The organism is Micromonospora sp. WMMD961 (genome assembly GCF_029626145.1).
Lineage (GTDB): Bacteria > Actinomycetota > Actinomycetes > Mycobacteriales > Micromonosporaceae > Micromonospora.
Genome location: NZ_JARUBJ010000002.1, coordinates 4,996,986 through 5,015,655 on the forward strand (window position 1 = coordinate 4,996,986; position 18,670 = coordinate 5,015,655).

Annotated in this window: 18 protein-coding genes and 2 pseudogenes; 10 read left to right on the top strand and 10 right to left on the bottom strand. The window is 69.0% G+C overall.

Translation table 11 applies throughout. From position 1 onward, the window contains the following. Positions 1-49: 49 nt before the first annotated feature. The 3 genes from O7614_RS22530 to O7614_RS22540 form a co-directional block, all read right to left on the bottom strand. Entirely contained in the window at positions 50-586 is a 537-nt protein-coding gene (locus tag O7614_RS22530; RefSeq protein WP_347404404.1) for a TetR-like C-terminal domain-containing protein, read from the bottom strand. A 158-nt stretch (positions 587-744) separates the two neighbouring features. Beyond that, on the bottom strand, positions 745-1,635 hold the full coding sequence (locus O7614_RS22535; protein WP_278140471.1) for an alpha/beta hydrolase: 891 nt from the start codon (positions 1,633-1,635) through the stop codon (positions 745-747). Next, positions 1,632-2,537: an NAD-dependent epimerase/dehydratase family protein gene (locus O7614_RS22540; protein ID WP_278140472.1), complete on the bottom strand. Its 906-nt coding sequence runs from the start codon at positions 2,535-2,537 to the stop codon at positions 1,632-1,634. Before O7614_RS22540 ends, O7614_RS22535 begins: the two co-directional genes overlap by 4 nt. A 385-nt stretch (positions 2,538-2,922) precedes the next feature. Here O7614_RS22540 and O7614_RS22545 point away from each other — a divergent pair, with 385 nt between their 5' ends. Further along, entirely contained in the window at positions 2,923-3,495 is a 573-nt protein-coding gene (locus O7614_RS22545; RefSeq protein ID WP_278140473.1) for a TetR/AcrR family transcriptional regulator, read from the top strand. Here the strand turns inward: O7614_RS22545 and O7614_RS22550 are convergent. After that, entirely contained in the window at positions 3,469-3,918 is a 450-nt protein-coding gene (locus O7614_RS22550) for an AraC family transcriptional regulator (protein ID WP_278140474.1), read from the bottom strand. The genes O7614_RS22545 and O7614_RS22550 overlap by 27 nt on opposite strands. Before the next feature lie 21 nt (positions 3,919-3,939). Beyond that, the gene (locus O7614_RS22555) at positions 3,940-4,854 is read right to left on the bottom strand and encodes an alpha/beta fold hydrolase (protein ID WP_278140475.1); all 915 of its coding nucleotides are present in this window, start codon (positions 4,852-4,854) and stop codon (positions 3,940-3,942) included. Between the two features lie 98 nt (positions 4,855-4,952). On the opposite strand from O7614_RS22555, the gene O7614_RS22560 reads away from it, so the two are divergent. The 3 genes and pseudogenes from O7614_RS22560 to O7614_RS22570 form a co-directional block, all read left to right on the top strand. Further along, positions 4,953-5,165, top strand: a complete 213-nt coding sequence (locus O7614_RS22560; RefSeq protein ID WP_278140476.1) for a hypothetical protein — start codon at positions 4,953-4,955, stop codon at positions 5,163-5,165. A 451-nt stretch (positions 5,166-5,616) separates the two neighbouring features. Beyond that, positions 5,617-6,558, top strand: coding sequence for an NAD(+)/NADH kinase (locus O7614_RS22565; RefSeq protein ID WP_278140477.1), 942 nt, complete (start codon positions 5,617-5,619; stop codon positions 6,556-6,558). A gap of 22 nt (positions 6,559-6,580) precedes the next feature. Next, positions 6,581-6,694, top strand: a pseudogene (locus O7614_RS22570) (Fic family protein); the annotation flags it as partial. Here O7614_RS22570 and O7614_RS22575 read toward each other — a convergent pair. Then, a pseudogene (locus O7614_RS22575) lies at positions 6,691-6,960 on the bottom strand (ADP-ribosylglycohydrolase family protein); the annotation flags it as partial. The pseudogenes O7614_RS22570 and O7614_RS22575 overlap by 4 nt on opposite strands. A 181-nt stretch (positions 6,961-7,141) precedes the next feature. Here O7614_RS22575 and O7614_RS22580 point away from each other — a divergent pair. Further along, a complete protein-coding gene (locus O7614_RS22580; protein WP_278140478.1) occupies positions 7,142-8,005 on the top strand; it encodes an aminoglycoside adenylyltransferase domain-containing protein in 864 nt (287 codons plus the stop codon). Positions 8,006-8,085: 80 nt separating this feature from the next. On the opposite strand, the gene O7614_RS22585 is transcribed toward O7614_RS22580, so the two are convergent. Further along, positions 8,086-8,940, bottom strand: coding sequence for a GNAT family N-acetyltransferase (locus O7614_RS22585; protein WP_278140479.1), 855 nt, complete (start codon positions 8,938-8,940; stop codon positions 8,086-8,088). 28 nt (positions 8,941-8,968) lie between these two features. On the opposite strand from O7614_RS22585, the gene O7614_RS22590 reads away from it, so the two are divergent. Beyond that, on the top strand, positions 8,969-9,754 hold the full coding sequence (locus O7614_RS22590; protein WP_278140480.1) for a hypothetical protein: 786 nt from the start codon (positions 8,969-8,971) through the stop codon (positions 9,752-9,754). A 519-nt stretch (positions 9,755-10,273) separates the two neighbouring features. After that, positions 10,274-11,113, top strand: a complete 840-nt coding sequence (locus tag O7614_RS22595; RefSeq protein WP_278140481.1) for an alpha/beta hydrolase — start codon at positions 10,274-10,276, stop codon at positions 11,111-11,113. Positions 11,114-11,900: 787 nt separating this feature from the next. On the opposite strand, the gene O7614_RS22600 is transcribed toward O7614_RS22595, so the two are convergent. Further along, positions 11,901-12,665 (bottom strand): SDR family oxidoreductase, encoded by a 765-nt coding sequence (locus tag O7614_RS22600; RefSeq protein ID WP_278140482.1) that lies wholly within the window; start codon positions 12,663-12,665, stop codon positions 11,901-11,903. A 47-nt stretch (positions 12,666-12,712) separates the two neighbouring features. Then, on the bottom strand, positions 12,713-13,672 hold the full coding sequence (locus O7614_RS22605; RefSeq protein ID WP_278140483.1) for an NADP-dependent oxidoreductase: 960 nt from the start codon (positions 13,670-13,672) through the stop codon (positions 12,713-12,715). A gap of 195 nt (positions 13,673-13,867) precedes the next feature. On the opposite strand from O7614_RS22605, the gene O7614_RS22610 reads away from it, so the two are divergent. Next, complete coding sequence (locus O7614_RS22610) at positions 13,868-14,272, top strand: helix-turn-helix domain-containing protein (protein ID WP_278140484.1); 405 nt, start codon at positions 13,868-13,870, stop codon at positions 14,270-14,272. Positions 14,273-14,751: 479 nt separating this feature from the next. On the opposite strand, the gene O7614_RS22615 is transcribed toward O7614_RS22610, so the two are convergent. Next, positions 14,752-16,167 (bottom strand): FAD-binding oxidoreductase, encoded by a 1,416-nt coding sequence (locus O7614_RS22615; protein ID WP_278140485.1) that lies wholly within the window; start codon positions 16,165-16,167, stop codon positions 14,752-14,754. 463 nt (positions 16,168-16,630) lie between these two features. Between O7614_RS22615 and O7614_RS22620 the strand changes: the two genes are divergently transcribed. Together O7614_RS22620 and O7614_RS22625 are read left to right on the top strand one after the other, a co-directional pair. Then, complete coding sequence (locus O7614_RS22620; protein ID WP_278140486.1) at positions 16,631-17,641, top strand: aldo/keto reductase; 1,011 nt, start codon at positions 16,631-16,633, stop codon at positions 17,639-17,641. Between the two features lie 98 nt (positions 17,642-17,739). After that, on the top strand, positions 17,740-18,654 hold the full coding sequence (locus O7614_RS22625) for a helix-turn-helix transcriptional regulator (RefSeq protein WP_278140487.1): 915 nt from the start codon (positions 17,740-17,742) through the stop codon (positions 18,652-18,654). The last annotated feature ends 16 nt before the right edge of the window (positions 18,655-18,670 follow it).

Consider the following 18,670-nt stretch of genomic DNA (forward strand, 5'->3'; position numbering starts at 1 on the left):
ATGGTGTTCGGTGGTCATTGCCTCAAGCCTCTCGACCGAATCTCGGTGTTCATCGGCGCGCCACGCAGCGAACCGCTTGCGGCGGTGCCGCCGTCCTCGGGTCAGCGAGTGCTGTGGTCGCGTAACAGCGAGTCGAGCGAATCCACGATCCAATCCCAGGATTCCTGCGCGGAGGGACGCTGTGTTCGAAACCACCGGCCAGCTCCAAACTGACGTAGCCGTGGACGACGCTGCCCAGCATCCGGACCGCATGCGTCGCGTCCGGCTCGTCCAGGTCGTAGCCCCGCAGGATCGCCCGGGCCATCCGGGCGTGCCGGCCGCCAGCGCTGGCGGCCGCCGTTTCCGGACCGAGCCGGAGCCGGGCGACCGCGTACCGGCCCGGGTGCTCCCTGGCGTACTCGCGATAGGCGTCGGCGAACGCAGCCAGGGCGTCCCTGCCGGCACGGCCAGCGATGGCGTCGGCGACGCGATCGGCGAGTTCCTCCAGCGCGAACAGCGCGATGCGGACCCTGAGGTCCTGCGAGTTCTTCAGGTGCGAGTACAGGCTCGGGACCTTGACGTCGAACCGCCCGGCGAGCGCCGAGATGGTGACCTCGGCGAAGCCGACCTCATCCGGCCAGCTCCGCCCCCGCTTGGGTCAGACGCTCCGGCGTCAGCCCTAGTCTCTCCATCACCCTCCCCCTAACTGCCTAAACCTATCAGGCTCCTGCCTAATAGGTTTAGGCGAACTAGCCCGCAGCAAGATCACAAGCCCTCTCCGACCGAGTGATCGCCGGCATCTCGCAGAAGGGCGATGACGTCCCCGGCCGCCCGGCGGCCCTCCGGGGTCGGCAAGATTGGCCAGTCATGGATCATTCCCTCGCCGATGTTCAGGTGGAGATCGGTTCCGGTCGCGGTTCCGGCCCGGTCCCTGAGCAGGACGGCGTCGGGGAAGAGGACATCGCGTGTCCCGGCGTACACGTGGACGAGTCCGAGGTGGTCCAGGCGGCCGTTGAGAGGGCTGGTCTGAGGGTTTGACGGATCGTCTGGGGCTGCCCAGCGGGCCGCGAGAACTCGGATGTGCTCGAGATTCAGTAACGGGTCGTGCGGTGCGATGTCGGCGATCTTCGGATTGGTGAAGGTCAAGTCCAGGGCGGGTGAGATCAGGACGGTGACATCCGGCCGCTGGCTTCGCGAGGCCAGAGCCTGGAGCACGGACAAGGCGATGGTCGCGCCCGCTGAATCACCGGCCAGCGCGGTCGGCCCCTGTTCTTGGACGTGCTGGAACAGGCGCAGCATGACCGGAAGGACGTCGGCGTGGGTAGCGGCGGGAAGGCGCGGGTACAGGGGCAGGACAACCTCGCGCCCGGATCCGACGGCGATCCGGGCGGCCAGTCTCCAATGCTGCGTGGTGATGGGAGCGGCCCAGGCGCCGCCGTGCAGGTAGACGGCATAGTGCCGTACCGGATTGGCGGGCGTCAGCCGATAGACCGTCCAGCCTTCGAACTCTTCCCGCCGGACCGTGACACCCGGCAGACGCGGTGGAGCCGGGTTGGCCACTTCGGCGAGAAACCGGCTGGGCTTGAACTGGCGCTTCTTCACTCCGGTCACGCGCAGCAGACCGACAACGGCGTGGCTGGCCAGGCTGGGGCTCACGGGTTCACCGCCCGGTAGGAGCCGGAGCGCACGTCGTCCGGCAGAGCGGGACCGCTGGTGCTCCACCCGAACGTGTCGCGCGCCTTGTGGGAGGTGATGCGCGCCGACGATTGGATCAGCGCGGCCATCGGCCCCATGGCGCTCTCGGCCTGTTCGGCGGTGATCGAGGTCGCGGTGGTTCCGGTCAGGTCCGCGATCGCCTCGGCAAGTTCGCGGAAGGTGAACCGCTGCGTCCCGGCCGCGTTGTAGGTGCCCGCCGTCGGCCGCTCCAGAGCCCGCAGGTACAGGCGGGCGAGATCGTCCACGTGCACCGGGGTCCACTCGTTGTCACCGGCGCCGATGTAGATGGCAGCGCCCGAGCCGGTCGCGGCCCCGATCAGACTGTTCAGCAGCATGGTGCCGCCTCGACCGTAGACCAGACTCACACGGATGATCATGCCGTTCAGACCCGCTGCCTCCGCCTCGCGCACCAGGCGTTCGCCGACGAGCTTGGCCGGCACCAGGCCAGGCTCCGGCAGTTCTGCGTCTTCATTCTGGGATTGGGCGGGGTCGAGCCCGTAGACGAGGTTCGTGCTGGTGTAGATGAACGGCTTGCCCGTCCCAGCCTTTCCCGCCCCACGGATCAGCGCCTCCACGGCAGCGGCTTCTGCCCTGACTGCGTCCTCGCCACCGGCATAGTCGACTGCGGCGGCGTGCACCACGGCGTCGGCTTGCGCCGCAGCCGTTTCCAGGAGCGCGGTGTCGGTCAGGCTGCCGAGCAGAGGACGCGCGCCCGCCTGCGTCGCTACTGCTGCCGACTGCGGGGACCGGGTCAGCGCTACTACTTCGTGACCTGCGGCAACGAAGTGTTCGACAAGCACCGAGCCCAGGTAGCCGGTGCCGCCGGTGATGAGTATCTGCATGTTCTCTCCGGAGCCGAGCGGACAATGGAAGCGGATGAGTTATCCGCTTCCTCGACCGTAGCACGAAACGGATGAGTTATCCGATGCCCTGTCCCGAGCCGCACGCACGGAAGCATGGATGTCATTAGGTGCTTTGTGGGGTTATGTGGCTTTTGTTACGGTGTAACGGTTCGCGGGTTGGTGGCAGGTGAGGCAGGCGCCGGGCCAGGTCGCGCGGAGTCGTTGCAGCTCGCGGACGACCGCGAGGGTCGGGGCGGCGCAGCCGCCCTTGGGTCCAAGCGCAGTTCACGGGGACGACGTAGCCGATGGACCGCTCGCCCAAGGCACCACGGAACTTACGCCGCCCGTTCAACAACAGCCCCAGTTATCCATTTATGCTGAAGCAGTGACCGCCTCCCCGCTTCGTAAGGACGCAGCACGCAACCGCCAGCGAATCATCGAGATTGGCCGGGAGCTGGTCGCGGACGGCACCCCGATTCAGCTGAACGAAGTGGCTAGCGCGGCTGGCGTTGGCGTCGCCACGGTTTATCGGCACTTCCCGACGCCCCAGGCGTTGATCGAGGCGGTGTCGGTGGACGGACTGGAGACGCTGATCCAGGCCGCCAAACGGGCTGCGGAACAGGACGATCCATGGACGGCCTTCTATGATTTCCTGGTCAGGTTCGTGGACGCGCAACTCACTGACGCTGCCCTGTCCCCGGTGCTATCCGCGTCCACAGCCGCGCTGCCGGGCACAGCGCATCTGCTCGATCAGTTGACCTCACTGTTCAATGAACTATTCGTACGGGTCAGGACCGCAGGGCGGCTGACACCCGACATCACGCTCGCCGACATGACGCCATTGATGTGCGGAATCGCCTTCTCGGCCAAGATGCACTCAGCCAACGATCCGCAGGAGCAAGCCGCAGCCGGCCGCCGCTACCTCGATGTCCTACTGAACGGGATGCGGGCCCGCTGAGTATTCGGCACGACAGCTGCCGCCCAGGGCATCCGGCCGCCGGCCGGCGACCTCAACCCCTGATCCAGCGGGAGGGCCGCACCCCGGTCTCCTGCGAAACGCCGCCGAGAAGTGGGCGGTGCTGGAGTAACCGCAGCGCGCGGCCACCGCGGTGACCGTCTCGCCCGCCCCCAGCAGGCGTTTCGCCTCGCGCATCCGCAGCATCGTGAGGTACCGGTACGGCGTGCGGCCCGTCTGGCGCTTGACGACGCGCAGGAAGTGGTACGGACTGAGCAGCGCCTGACCGGCCAACTCGGGCACGGTCAATGGATGGCCGAGCCGCTCGCGCATGTAGGCGACGGCCCGGCCCACCCGAGGATCATCAGGAGTCGGTGACACCGCCTGATCGTCGGCCGCGAGCGCGGCGGCCGACAGGCCATCCACTGCCCGATCGGTGCCCAGAATTCAGCCGCGCGCGTGCCGGAAGCCGGCCCGGATGTCGGTCACCAGAAGTTGCGGATGCTCCCAGCCGGGGAAGTGGCCGCCCTGTTCCGGCTCGTTCCAGGCGACGATGTTCCGGTAGCGGCGTTCGGCCCAGCGCCGGGCCACCGGGAACGGCTCGGCCGGGAAGAGGGTGAACGCGGCCGGCACGGTCACCGGTTGCGCGTTCTGCTCCTCGGCGCTGCGCGAACCCCACCGCATCGCGGACTCCCAGTACCAGCGGGCGGTGGATGCGCCCGTGCCGGTGAACCAGTAGAGGGCGATGTTGTCGGCCTGTCGTTGCTGGGTGACGCCCGGGTCGCCGGAGAAGGCGTCCATGTGTTCGCCGAGCCAGGCGGCCAGCCCGGACGGCGAGTCGACCAGCGAATATCCGAACGTCTGCGGCCGCAGACCCTGGATCATGACGTGCGGCATGCCACCGTGTACGAAATGGTCGCGTCTTCGCATCTTGCGCTGCTCGGCCTCGTCGGCGGTGTCCTGGTCGTCCGGCAGCGGCCCGGCCAGCGGCATCGTCAGGTGCAGGCCGGTGATCCGCTCGGGAACGATCAGGGCCAGCTCGTTGCTGACGAACGCCCCGTAGTCACCGCCGTGCGCCCCGAAACGTTCGTAGCCGAGCCGGGTCATCAGCCCGGCCCAGGCCCGGGCGGTGCGGGTAGGGTTCCAGCCCTGCTCGCCGGGTCGCTCGCTGAACCCGAAGCCGGGCAGCGCGGAGACGACCACGTCGAAGGCGTCCACCGCCGAGCCGCCGTGCGCGACCGGGTCGGTGAGCGGCGACCTCGGTGCAGGCGTCTGGTTCGTGTCGAGCGCTTTCCACACTGCGGCGAGGGTGGGCATGCTCACGTCGCTGTAGAGGTGGTCGAACGTGATCCCCCGGAACAACGAACCGTCGTCGGGTCTTCGGTCCGATCCGGCGGACGAAGATCTTCGCCGCCGATCCCACGCAGGTTCAGGCGCTGGGCGACCGGATCCGCGACACGGTGCGGGCAGGCTCCGTACCCGCCTCGGTTCCCCTCGGCGACGGCGTGCTCACCACCCTCTCGGTCGACGGACCGGTGGGCACCATGTTCCGCTGGCGCGAACTGAGAACGCACAAGCCCGCCATCCGCGCCCTGGCCGATCGGGTCGAGCAGGAGATGCCGGGTCTGCGCAAGGCCCTGTCCTACGGCATCGCTTTGCGCCGAGGCGCCTGACCCGCCCGGGCGGATCCTCGCGATTACCACGCCGACGCCACGATGCGCACATCATCTGGCGCTGACCATGTTTCGGGGCCGCGCTGGCCGACAGAACCCGGAACGAGTGCGGGTCGCCAACGTTCACCCGGGCGTGATGGCAACGCGGCTCCTCAGCGTCTATGGCAACAGTGGTGTCCCAGTGATCGAGTGACACGTAGCAGCACAGGTGTGCCACCTCATGCGGCGGACCGGTGAACGGCCAGTCGGGTATCGACTGGGCGGTGTGCGCCATGGACCTGTACGTAGGGTGTTGCCGGAGTGCTCATCGTCAGACGAGGTGACAGCCGAGAGGGCGTGGAGGGGTCTAATGCTTGTTGGCGTCGTCGTACACCCGACCAGGCCGCAGGCCGCTGAGACGGCGGAGATGGTATCCCGGATCTGCGCCGAGCACGGCGCCGCATCGCAGGCCTTGAACGTCTGGCAGGACGAGCGGAGCGCCGCCGACGTGCTGGCCGACCTGGCGCAGCAACCTCAGCTCGTCGTCACCATCGGCGGCGATGGAACGCTCCTGCGCGGATTGGCCGTCGCCGTCGAGGCCGACGCACCCGTCCTCGGCGTGAAGGCCGGCCGGGTCGGCTTTCTCACCCCGTTCGCCGCGACGGACCTGCCGAGGGTGCTCGGCGCGGCCCTGGCCGGACGCGCACCCATCCAGGAGCGCATGCTGCTCACCCTACGGGCATCGCGACCGCTGCAGGTCCCACCGGAGCTTCGGACCCTGCTGCGCTACGGCCGCGGTCCCGATGCCGTCCCACCCCTTCCCCGGCCGAGCACGCCCGACGAGGTGGGTTGGGGTGTCCCGTTGGGCCTGAACGCCCTCAACGACGTCGTGTTCGAAAAACTCGGCCGGGACCGCCAGACCAGCGTGGCGGTGTACCTGTCCGGACGGCTGTTCGCCACCTACTCCGCCGACGGCGTCATGGTCGCGTCACCAACGGGCTCCACCGCCTACTCCTTCGCCGCAGGCGGACCGGTCCTGTCGCCACGCCTCAACGCGCTCGTCTTCACCCCGGTCGCCCCGCACATGGCGTTCAACCGCAGCATGGTCACCGCCCCGGACGAACCAGTGGGGGTCCAGGTGCTCCCTCGCTCGGGCCAGGTCACCGTCGTCGTCGACGGACGTGTACACGGAATCCTCGACCCCGGCGATTGGGTCGCCGTCTACCCCGCCCGACGTCGCGCGAAGCTCATCGTCGCCGACGTCGACGACTTCTTCGGCCGACTCCGGGACCAGTTCTCCCTCGCCGATGCTCCCGCCGCCCGCGCCGACACCGACAGCCAACCGCCGCTGCTGATCTACCGGCCGGACCTACCGGTACCAGAGGACCTGCAACACCTGCACCTGCCGACCTAAAGCCCCAACCAGACCGAGCTACGGAAACGGCCGAATGTCGCGCTGCCTCCGTACTCTCGTACTCGCCCGCGACGGTGCCCTCGCCCCACAATTCTCCTCGATCGAGGAGTGGCTCGGCGCTGGCCGCAACACCTACGCCTGTCCGAGGGGCACGACCCCGAGCAGGACCACAGCCCGCCGAATGCCGGCGCTGACCCGACTCTCGACAAGGTGCTCCAACACCGCCCGCAGCAGTTCCTCCGGCTCAGGGCGGCCACCTGCGATGCGAGCGCGACCTGCTTCGGCAGCGGCCACTGCCACCGCCACCGCTCCGAGCACCGCCTCGGCGTGGGCGTGGGTGACCTCAGCCGAACGCATCGCGCGCAACGCCGCGGCCCGCGAGTCACCAGCGTAGAAGGCTCCACCATCCACGACGCCGCCGGGCACCGCCACCGACGCCAGCCGGATCAGCGGCGTCCGATGACTTCACCAATGACATCCGCGCCCGACCTTTGGCAGATCCGGACGGCGAGGTGGCCGGCGTTGCCACTCCGCGAGCCGGCGAGCGGGCTCTGGCTTCGGATGTGGCAGGTATGGTCACCCGGTGCATCTCCCGGGAGCCGTACAGGAACTCTGCTTGCGTTTCCTCTCGCTGGTTCCGGAAGGGCTGGTGACCGGCCTCTACCTGACAGGTGGCACCGGGTTCGGGGAGTGGCTCGAGGGGCGGTCGGACGTGGACTTCGTTGCCACCCTCGCCCACCGGCCGTCCGACGGCGAGGTGGCGCACCTGCGGCAGGCACACGAGCAGATGGCGGCGTTCTCCCCGATCTTCTTTGACGGGATGCACGTCCTCGTTACCGACCTGGCCTCCGATCCGCGGAAGCTGCCACCGGTGCCCGTGGTGCTGCACCGCGAGTTCCGCATCGGGCACCTGGACCACCTTGTCGCCTGGCACGAGTTGGCCCGGCACGGCGTCACGGTCACCGGCCCGCAGCTGTCGACCCTCGACATTTGGACCGACAGGCAGATTTTGCAGGCGTACACCGTCGACAACCTCGACACCTACTGGCGCACCGTCACCGACCAGCTCGCTGCCTCTTCCGTCGACGAGCCGGAGGCGGAACTCGACTACGCCTGCTGCTGGTGCGTCCTCGGGGTCGCTCGCCTGCACCACCTGATCGTCACCGGAGAGATGACCACCAAGTCAGGGGCCGGTCGTTGGGGGCTCTCCTACTATGACCAGCGCTGGCACCGGGTCCTTCGTGAGGCACTGCGCCTACGCGAAGGCGGACAACCCGAGTACGACGATCAGGTATCCCGACTCCAGGACACCACCGACTTCACCGCGTACGTCGTGGCTGTCGGCACAGGCCGCCCGGTCCCGCCTACGACGGCCGTTGCACGCGAGCGTGACTCTCAGTCAGGATGCGATCGAGAAGACGACGAAGTTGGTCGAGTTTCTCGCTGAGGTGGCGGCCGCAGTCGAGCCAGACCCAGTGCGCCAGGGATTCAGGACTGGGTCTACCTGATGTGATCAACCCCGTGTGCTCAGTCGCGCCGGTAGGTGTGGACCCGATCGAGTTCCTTCCAGCCGACACTGTCGTACAGCGTGACGGCAGCGGTACGGTCGCGCTCGCCGCCGGGTTCATCGTCGTCCACGATCAGCACCGCCTGTTTGGCGCCGGTCCGCGCAGCCTCGGCCATGGCCTGGTACCACAACTGGCGGCCGATGCCCTGGCCGCGGTATGCCGGTTCGACGCTGAGCCAGTAGATCTCCACGGTCTCACCGACGGGCTCGCAGACCACCGCCCGCGCGACTTCCTTGCCGTCCCGGTGTACCCGTAGCTGCCGGCCCGTCGGCTCCGCCGAGGGTCCGACCTCCGCGAGCGGCCCCACGGGTACCGGAAGATCGACCAGCGGACGGTGGAAGTAGCGGCCCATGTAGGTGGCTTCGAACCCGGCGTCGAGCAGCGCCGCGTGCGTAGCCGGGCGGCTGCGTTCGAGTATGCCGTCGAAGCCGTGGTTGAGAGGCGTCGTAAGGGTAAACGCCTCGAACCTCGTCGCCTTTTGCGACAGTTCGCTCAGGGCATGTTCCAGCAGGGCTGCCACGGGAGCCGGCTCCTCGCGGGCGTGCAGCCACAGGACGTTGCCGGTGCGATCGGACATGCGCAACGCATACGACACCACGCCCGCGATCCGGTCGTCGGTGTCGGTCAGCACCGTCACGGCTGGACGGCTCAACTCTGCCCAACGTTCGGCGTCGTTGGGTGAGTCGCCAGCCAGCGCAAGTGCCAGCATGACGGCCTGCGCCGGCGGATGACCGGGCAGCGGATCCGCTCGTACCAGGGCGAGCAACGCCGATTCGTCGCCGCGCCGGTATGGACGCAGTCTGAATGCGGTCATTTGGGGTCCCCATCGTGAAGCTGGCGTGGTGTCGATGTGGCACGATCACGACCTGGTCGAGGTCGTGCTGGTAACCGGCGTACTCGCCGCCTGCGGCCAACAGTTCGTCGTGCGTGCCGGATTCGACGAGGCGTCCGTCACGCATGACCAGGATGCGATCGGCGACGGCCGCCGTGGTCAGGCGATGGGTGACGACCAGGACGGTGCGCTTGCGGCGAACGTCGCGGAGCCGCCGCAGGAATCGCACCTCGCCAAGGCTATCGAGGGCGGCGGTTGGCTCGTCAAGCACCCAGAGCGGGGCGTCGCGGTAGAGCATGCGGGCCAGGGCCAGCCGCTGCCACTGGCCGACGGACAGATCGCGCCCGTCGGCGAACTGCTGGCCGAGCAGGGTGCCGGTGCCGTCGGGCAGGGACCGGACGAGCCCGCCGAGGCCTGCGTCGTCGAGGGCGGCGCGTATCCGGACCGGGTCGGGCGGTTGCTCAACCCGGCCGAGTGCCACGACGTCGGCCACGGTGAACTCATAGCGTCCGTACTCCTGAAACAGGGCGCCGGTCATGCGTCGCACTCGGTCCTCGCCCAGCTCCCGCAGTTCGATCCCGTCGTAGCAGACCGTGCCTCGATCGGGGGTGAGCAGCCCGAGCAGCAGGGCTATCAGGGTGGACTTGCCGGCACCGTTACGCCCCATGATCGCCACGACCTCGCCCGAGCCGATGGTCAGGTCGAGGTCGTGAATGCCCTCCGTACCGCTCGGGTAGGTGTAGGAGACACCACGGAGCTCGACCGTGGGTGGGGCGTCAGATCGCCGCCCTGGTGATCTCGCCGGCCTCCCCGCCGCGCGGCCGCAGACACTGCCAGGCGAGCGCGCGTTCGCTCATGATCTGCCTGTTCCGGACGCGGTAGGCCCAGACGGTGACCTACGAGGCGGCCAACTCGCCGGACGCGGTGAACGCGACCTTGCTGGTGATGCCGGGCTGGTCGTAGGCCGACACGTACGCCGCCAGTGGCTCGGTGGGAGCTCAGGACCCTGGTCAGCAGGGCCAGGCTCTGCCGGCCGGTGGCGATCGGCAGGGTCGTCATCGCAGGACCGCCGCGGCGTAGCCGACGTCGGTGACGGAGCCCGGCGCGCACCACGCATACATCGAAGTGCATCGTATCCGTCGTCAGAGTCACAGTCTGAGCGCATCCGTCTGACTTCGCCTTGGAGAAGTTAGCCTGATACGGTCCTGACTTAGCACTTGTGAAGTCAGGCGGTTCGGGCGAGAGCTGTCACCCGTGCGCCTGAACGGGCGCGACGTCCTACTCGGCCGCCGCCAGAACAGAGGAGTCTCTGGTCATGTCAGCAGCCATACGCTCAGCTCTCGCCGAGACCCAATTCGTCGAGACGCGTGACGGGCGCATCGCATATCGCCGGTTCGGCCAGCAGGCAGGGGTGCCGCTCGTACTGGCCATGCGCTTCCGCGGCACGATGGACCACTGGGATCCCGCCCTCCTGGACGCTCTCGCCGCGCACCACGACGTCATCGTGTTCGACAACGTCGGCACGGCAGCCAGCACGGGCGAGGCGCCGGCTTCGATCGAAGGGCTCGCCGGCGGCCTTCTCGGCTTCGTCGAGGCGCTCGGCCTCGACCGGGTCGACCTGCTGGGCTGGTCGATGGGCGGCTACGTGGTCCAGACCGCCGCCCTACAACAACCCGAGCGGATCCGCCGGCTTGTCGTCGCGGGCAGTGGACCCGGCGCCGCCCCCGGCGTCGAACGGATGACGCCCGAGATCATGCAGATCGCCACGAGGTCGACCAACGACGACGAGGACTACCTCCGCCTGTTCTTCCCGTCCGACCCTGGCGCCCGGGACCGTGGGCTCGCGTCGCTACGCCGGTTGGACGCGCGCCTGGACGAGTCCGGCGCCGTTGTGGCCGCCGACACCGTTCGCCGGCAGCTCGCCGTGATCCAAGGGGTCGGGACGACGATCTGGGATCGGCTGGACCAGCTCACGCTACCCGTCCTGCTCGCCACCGGAGTTCAGGACGTGATGATCTCCGCCTATGGCAACTTCCTGATGGCGCAGCGGCTCCCCAACGCCCGCCTGGTGATCTACAGCGACGCGGGCCACGGCTTCCTGTTCCAGCACGTCGAGGAGTTCGCCGAGGACGTGCGCCGTTTCCTGAGCCGGTAGCGACCGGCATCGCAGGGCCTCTTTAGTGGTTGCCGCAACACCTCTTCTTGCTTGGCAGCCGACTGCTGCGTACCTGATGACCAGCCCGGCGCAGGTCGTTACGGCGACAGCGTGCGCGTGGCGGGCATGGACGTCGACGGCCGAGTTCCGGTAACCGTGAATGCGCGTTCGACACGTGCGGACATCGGACCCGCTGCCCAGGAGGTTCGCCGTGGAGATGACGGCGCCCGGCTGAAGCAAGGCACGCAGCCGGGCGGCCCCGCGCGCGGGCGGCCGGGATGGGCGGTGAGCCATCCGTTCAGGGCGTCCAGTCGTTCCTGGAGGTGGAGGGGATGACAGTGGTCGCGGGCGAGCCAGACCGGCACCGGGCCGACCGTTCCCACCGCTCCGCCCGGTGGGCCGGGTGTCACCAGCACCACGTCCACCCGGGGACAGCTCGGGTGACGGTGTCCGCGTCTGCGCGCGTACCCCTGCCAGTGTGGTGTCCGGGTGCACTCCCAGCGTGTGGTCGCCGTGCGGGCCGCGCACCCTCACCGATGTAGCGCCGGAGAGGCGGCGGGCGAGCACGGCCGCCACCGCTGCCGCGTGTGCCAGGTCGTGTGGGTCCGCGAGACGGCCCCGACCTCCACGACCTGACGCCGCCGAGCCCGAGATCGATGCGCGGCCGGGCCAGCTCACCAGGCGCGACCGCGGCGACCAGGGCAGCCGTTACCGCCACCAGGTCGGACCGCTACGGGGACGCCTCGCTGCCGAAGTCAGCGACCTCAGGCCGGCGCCGGCCTCGCCGTCAAGCAGCCGTAAGGCCGCCGTCGATCGCGAGCGCTGCCCCGGTGACGAACCTGGCCTCGTCACTGAGCAGGAACGCGACGAAGGCCGCGATCTCGTCCGGCTGGGCGACCCGTCCGACCGGGTGCCACGCCCCTGCGGCGCGGACAGCCTCCGCCGGGTCCGTGCCCAGGTTGTTCCGCAACAGAGGAGTGTCGACGCCACCGGTGACCAGCGCGTTGATCCGCACGCCGCTGGCCGCCACGTCCAAGGCCGCGGATCGGGTGAGCCCCACCACGCCGTGCTTAGCCGCACTGTAGGAGGCCATGCCGGCCGCGCCGGTCACACCGAGGTTGGACGCGTTGTTGACGATCGCGCCGCCGCCGGTCGCCTGCAGCGCGGGTAGCTGGTATTTGAGACCGAAAAAGACGCTGCTGAGGTTCAGCGCCAGATCGCCCCGCCAGGCGTCGCCGTCGATATCGGTCAGCGGACCGACCGCGGTAGCCGCCCCGACGTTGTTGAACGCGCCGTCGAGTCGCGCATACCGCTGGACCGTTTGCCGGACGAGTGCCGCCACCTCGGCCTCCACCGTCACGTCGGTGGGCACGAAGTGGGCGTCCCGGCCGGCGGAGCGCAGCTCGGCGGCGAACGCCTCGCCCACGTCCTTCCCGCGTGCGGCCAGCATTACCTTCGCGCCTTCGGCAGAGACCCGTTCGGCGACGGCCCGGCCCATGCCGGACGTGGCACCGGTGATCAGGATGACCTTGTCTGCGAAACGTGTGGACACGACTGCTCCTGTTGGATGGTGTTCAGGGATAAAGGGAGTCGGACGGGTCAGAAGGTGAGGACCAGTCGCCCGCGGACGCCGCCCGCCTCGAAACGCCGGTGGGCCTCGGCCGCCTCGGCGGCGGGCAGGGTCGCGGCCAGGCGCGGGGTGAGCACACCAGCCTCCGCAAAGCGCCGGATCGCGTCGAGCTTGCCGGTCCGTCCCGCGTAGTCGGGAACGAAGGGCGCGACCATCGTGATTCCGCGCAGGTCGTCGATCCGGTAGCCGCCGGGCTCGTCCGCGCTGCGGAACCGGGCGAAGCGTCCGCCGTCGCGTACGGCGGCAAGCAGGTCCGGCCCGAGCAACGCCACGTCGGCGATCGCGTCGACGCCGTGCGGACAGCGGGCCAGAATCGCCTCGGTCACCCCCGGTCCGCGGGCGACGATCTCCGCCGCCCCGAGCGAGCGGACCAGCGGCTCGTCGGCGGGCGCGGCGTCGGCGATCACGACCAGGCCGAGGTGGGTGGCCAACTGCACCAGATAGCCGCCGAGGATCCCGGCAGCCCCGGTCACGGCGAGCACCGAGCCCGGAGCGAGTGCCAGCTGGTCAAGCGCGAGCAACGCGGTGAGCCCGTTCATCGGCAGCGTGGTCGCAGCCGGGTGGTCGACACCCGCCGGCGCGGGCACCACCCAGCCCGCCGGCAGCACCCTGTACTCGGCGTAGCCGCCCGCCGCCGTCCCGATCGGCTGCACCATCGCCATCACCGGTGTACCGATGCCGAGCGGGGTCTCGGTGCCCGGGCCGATCTCGTCGACCACTCCCGCGATCTCCATACCGGGCACGTACGGCGTCGGCACCCCGGCGAGCGCTTGGGCGTGCACGCCGGCTCGGATCAGCGTGTCCGCCGGATTCACCGCGGCAGCGTGCACGCGTACCCGAACCTCACCGGGCCCGGCGTGCGGTTCCGGCAGGTCGATGACGCGCAGCACGCCCGGTCCGCCGAACTCGTAGAAACCAACCGTACGCACGGGCCCAACCCCTTCATGTGTGGTACCTCACATACACCTGGTACCGAATGAGTACCGGTATGCGAGTCTGCTCCCCGCGCCGGGAGTCGACAAGAAGGCACTTTGACCTGCCCAGGTATCACTGGGTGAACCACATCCCGCAGCGCGACCGCAGGGGCTCACCGACAACCTGGTATCGCTCGTATACTGGCCGCCATGGCATCGTCCGGCACCACCATCACCCCGACCAGCGCCCCCGACCACTCCCCTGCCGCCGACTGCGAGCAGCGTCGCGCCCTGATCCGCGACGTGCTCGAACGGATCGGCGACAAGTGGTCCGTGGTCGTCATCTGCCAACTGGGCCACGGCACCCGCCGCTTCAACGAGCTGCGTCGACAGAGCGACCCCATCACCCAGCGGATGCTCAGCGCCACACTGCGTGGACTGGAGCGGGACGGGTTGGTGACCCGGACCGTGCACGACAGCAAACCGCCGCGCGTCGACTACACGCTCACGCCCCGCGGCCTCAGCCTCCTTGACGTCGTCCGAGGCCTGGCGAGTTGGGCAGAGGGCAACGTCACCGACATCCTGGCCTCCCGGGCGTCCTTCGACGCCCAGTAGAGCGGCGCCCCTGCCCAGGCGGCCACGAACGTTCGACGATCGCGGCCGCCGCTGCCCGCGAAGACGATCCGGCAGAGCCGCCGGAGCCTGGGTGTCAGTGGCCCCGCTCTCCGTCGTTCAGGACGGCGACCAGAGTCCGGTCGGCTGCGGCACGGCCTCCTGCCCTGAACGCCTTCGCCATCACCTTCAGCGACCGCTTCCCAGCCGCTGAAACCTACTAACCAAGATTGCCGGAAACACCGTTACCGAGACAGGCCCGCTGCACGTGAGATGTGAGGAGGAGCCAACAAAGTGGCGTCGAGCAGGCCCTCGTCCCGGAGGCGCTCGCACTGCTTGTCGAGGAGACGGACGGCCGGTGCCGTCGCGACGTAGGTCGCGACGGCACCGCGAGTTCGTCACCGACTGCTTCGCTTGGTCGAGTGGCTCCACGCCGCCCACCGCCGGTCTTGCGAGGAATAGGCGAGGTTGGTCGCTTCTGCTCAGGTTGGGTTGATGTTGTGGTTGACCTGGAACGTGTTTGATGGGTCATATTGGCGCTTGATGGCGACGAGCCGTTCGTACCGGTCGCTGCCGTAGATGCTGCGCATCTGCTCTGGTGTGGTTCCCTCGACGGCGGTCAGGAAGTTCGTCATGGCCTCGTGGTGCGCCCACGGGGCGAGTGCCGCCACGACGTGCGCGAGTTGTTCGCTGTTCAGGGCTGCCTGGTCGGGACCGCCGACACCGAAACCGAGGACCGCCCACGGGACGTCACGTCCGGCCACCGCGTTGGGGGCCGCCGGCGGGCGGGCAAGCGCTCCGCCGAAGGACCGAATTTCCACCACGGTCAGCTGGGTACCCGAGTCCGGACCGACCAGTCGCAGCAGCGCGTCGGCGGCCTCTGCGGGGAGGTCGCGCAGCCCGATGGACCTGTCCACCCACGGCACCGGGGTCACCGGGTCCATGTGGACGGCGGCCACGGCGGCGTAGGGGAGCTCGGCGATGGTGTCGAGAACGGTCGGCGCGACGGCCCGCATCGGCGCGAGTAGCTGTTCGGCTTCGTTCGCCGCGCCCAACGAGGAGAAGCGGAGGTGGATGACGAACGTGCCCTGCAATGGCGGGGGAAGCTCCGGCATCGGCGGCAGCCGGAGGAACGACAACGATGTGTTGGCTTCCTCGGGCAGGGTGGGCGCCCAGCGACGCCACTCGTGCAGCACTGACGCTGCCGCCTCATCGGGGAAGAAGAGTCCACCGCCGTAGAAGCGGGCGACGGGGAACAGGCGGAACTCCAGCGCGGTGACCACCCCGAAGTTGCCCTTACCGCCGCGCAGGGCCCAGAACAGCTCGGGGTCGGTGTCCTGAGTGACTCGCCGCGATTGGCCGTCGGCGGTGACCACCTCGGCGGCCAGGACGTGGTCGGCGGCGAACCCGTGGGCGCGGCCGAGAACCGGGCTCTGCCCGCCGCCCAGGTGGTAGCCAATCACACCGACGGTGGACGACGATCCGCTCGCTGGCGCGAGCCCGACCTCTTGCGCTTTGTCGAGGACCTCCTGCCATCGCACGCCGCCCTCCACTCGTGCGGTGGCAGCATCGGCGTCGATCGTCACCCTCGACATTCGGGATAGGGTGATCAGAACAGCGCCGTCGGCGGGACGGGCCACCTGGTGCCCGGTGGTCAGTACCGCGACCGGCAGGCCCCGATTGGCGGCGAACTGCACTGCGGCCTGTACGTCGGCGACGCTGGCCGCCCCCACCACGAGCGCTGGGTGCACGGGTGCCAGCAAATTGAAGGCAGCGCACTCCGCTGCGTAGCCGGGATCGTTCGGCAAGAAGACTGTTCCGGTGACGTGGGCGGCCAACTCGGCGGCGTCCGTCTCCAGGGATGGAGCGGCTGCGGGGGGAATCTCGGCTGAAGTCATCGTCCGCTCTTCTTCGTACGGGCGCTGGACTCCTCCGAGCCTGACCGCCTGGCTGCTGGGAGACCATTGCGCCGACTCCAAGATCGAGCGTGGGGTTAACCCCACCTTTTGATCGAGACCCGCAGTCCAGCCACAAGCCGGTTGGTCGCCCTCCGCGCTGGGCGGACCAGTCGCCGTACGCAGGTCTGCGTGTCTGACGGGCGACGGTCATCGGGTACGCCCCAGAGTCCGCACCGAGGTGGCCGCGCAGCATCGTAGGGCTGGCTCCATTGAGCTGCCCGAGCTTCGGCACAAATATTGACGCCGTCAGCTCATTCGGCCGCGGTGCCAGAGGTGGCCCCTGGTAGGCGTGCGAGTGATTCTCCGGGCGTAGGGCGGGCATACCGTCCTCGCCTCGAGCGCAGGACCCGGACGACCGGGCGGACAGCCGGAATCACCGCAGAGAGTTCATAAGGAGAACGGCATGGCGACCATCAGACGACGCACATTGGGCACTACCGGTCCAGAGGTGTCGGTCCTCGGTCTCGGCGCGATGGGGATGTCCGACCTGTACGGGCCGGCGGACGAGGAAGAAAGCGTTGCCACCCTGCACGCCGCCGTCGACGCCGGGATCAATCTGATCGACACCGGCGACTTCTACGGCTCGGGGCACAACGAGATGCTGATCGGGCGGACCCTGCGCGAACGCCGACGCGACGAGGTGGTGCTCAGCGTCAAGTTCGGCTCCCGCCGGACGCCGGACGGCGGCTTCCAGCCGGTGCCGTACGATGTCTCGCCCGCCGCGGTCAAGGACCGGCTGGCCTACTCGCTGCGCCGACTCGGAACCGACTACATCGACATTTACCGCCCATCGCGGCTCAACCCGGAGATCCCGGTCGAGGACACCGTCGGGGCGCTGCTGGAGATGCAGCAGGCGGGGTTCATCCGCCACATTGGGCTGTCCGAGGTCGGCGCCGAAACGATCCGCCGGGCCGCCGCGGTGGCGCCGATCAGTGACCTGCAGATCGAGTATTCGCTGCTGTCGCGTGGGCCGGAGGCGTCGATCATCCCGACGCTACGTGAGCTGGGTATTGGCCTGACCGCGTATGGCGTGCTGTCCCGTGGCCTGCTCAGCGGGCATTGGAGTCCCGACCGGCAGCTGACCGGCAACGACTTCCGGGCAAACAGCCCCCGCTTTCAGGGCGACAACCTGGAGGCGAACCTGAGCCTCGTCGACGCCCTGCGCCGCGTCGCCGAGCGGCACGGCGCGACCACCAGCCAGGTGGCGATCGCCTGGGTCGCCGCGCAGGGCGAGGACATCGTTGCGCTGGTCGGCGCACGCCGCCGTGACCGCCTCAGCGAATCCCTGGCCGCAGTCGACCTCACCCTCGACCGTGAGACCCTCGACGAGATCGAGCAAGCCATCCCGGCCGGGTCAGCCGCCGGCGCGCGGTACGCGGCTCCGCAACTGGCCTCGCTCGACAGCGAGAAGTAGGGCGGATAGCGGTCGCCGGCGAGGTCTTTCCCCGCCGGCGACCGCCTACGCTTCCCTGCCGGGGAGTCCCGTGGGAGACAGTTCCCACACTTGGGTGGGTGCGGTACGGCCACCTTTTTTCGGCATGGCCGACCTATCGTTGGCGCGTGCAGAAAAGGAGCGAGCTAGGGCAGTTCCTGCGCGCACGCCGCGCCCAGGTGTCGCCGGGCGACGTAGATCTTCCCGCGGACGGATCGCGACGGGTGCCCGGGCTGCGCCGGGCCGAGGTCGCCGCTCTGGCGGGGCTGAGCGTCGACTACTACATCCGGTTGGAGCAGGGGCGCGAACGTAACCCGTCGGTCGGCGTGCTCAAGGCGCTCGGCCGGGCGCTGCGGCTCGAACCGGACGCCCGACGTTATTTGTTCGTCCTGGCCAGCGCGGCACCGAGATGCCGCGATCGGAACGGCCCGGCAGCGGTCAGCCCAAATTTGCTGGCGATGCTCCACGAGTGGACGAACCACCCGGTCCTTCTGATGGACCGGTGCAACACCATCATCGCCGCGAATCACCTCGGCGACGCGCTGGTCGCCGGGCACCGGCACAGCGACAACCTGACCCGACTGACTTTCCTCGACCCCAACGCCCGTGTCTACCTGCGGGACTGGGAACAGGTAGCTGCGGTGTGTGTGGCCGGCCTGCGGGCTGCGGCGAGCGACGATCCATACGACCCGAAGCTCACCGCACTGGTCGGGGAGTTGAGCGTGCAGAGCGACGAATTCCGCAAGCGCTGGGCGAAGGCCGAGGTGCGGGAGAAGACATCAGAGCTCATTCTGCTGCACCACGCGCTGGTCGGTGATCTCGACCTGACGTACGAGATCCTGCGTCCCACCGCCAATCCGGATCTGATGGTGAAGGTCTTCCGAGCCGAGCCAGGCTCAGCGACGGCGGAGCGGCTAGCCGTACTGGGCAGCCTGACGGCACAGGAGCAGGCTGAGCCAGCTCGGGTGAGCACACGCGCGGCCCGGCAGCCATGACGGGCCCGAGCGGTGA

Coding starts and splice junctions, on each gene's coding strand:
- O7614_RS22610 (WP_278140484.1), top strand. CDS start 13,868: ATGGCATCGTCCGGCACCACCATCACCCCGACCAGCGCCCCCGACCAC.
- O7614_RS22585 (WP_278140479.1), bottom strand. CDS start 8,940: ATGACCGCATTCAGACTGCGTCCATACCGGCGCGGCGACGAATCGGCG.
- O7614_RS22595 (WP_278140481.1), top strand. CDS start 10,274: ATGTCAGCAGCCATACGCTCAGCTCTCGCCGAGACCCAATTCGTCGAG.
- O7614_RS22540 (WP_278140472.1), bottom strand. CDS start 2,537: ATGCAGATACTCATCACCGGCGGCACCGGCTACCTGGGCTCGGTGCTT.
- O7614_RS22615 (WP_278140485.1), bottom strand. CDS start 16,167: ATGACTTCAGCCGAGATTCCCCCCGCAGCCGCTCCATCCCTGGAGACG.
- O7614_RS22620 (WP_278140486.1), top strand. CDS start 16,631: ATGGCGACCATCAGACGACGCACATTGGGCACTACCGGTCCAGAGGTG.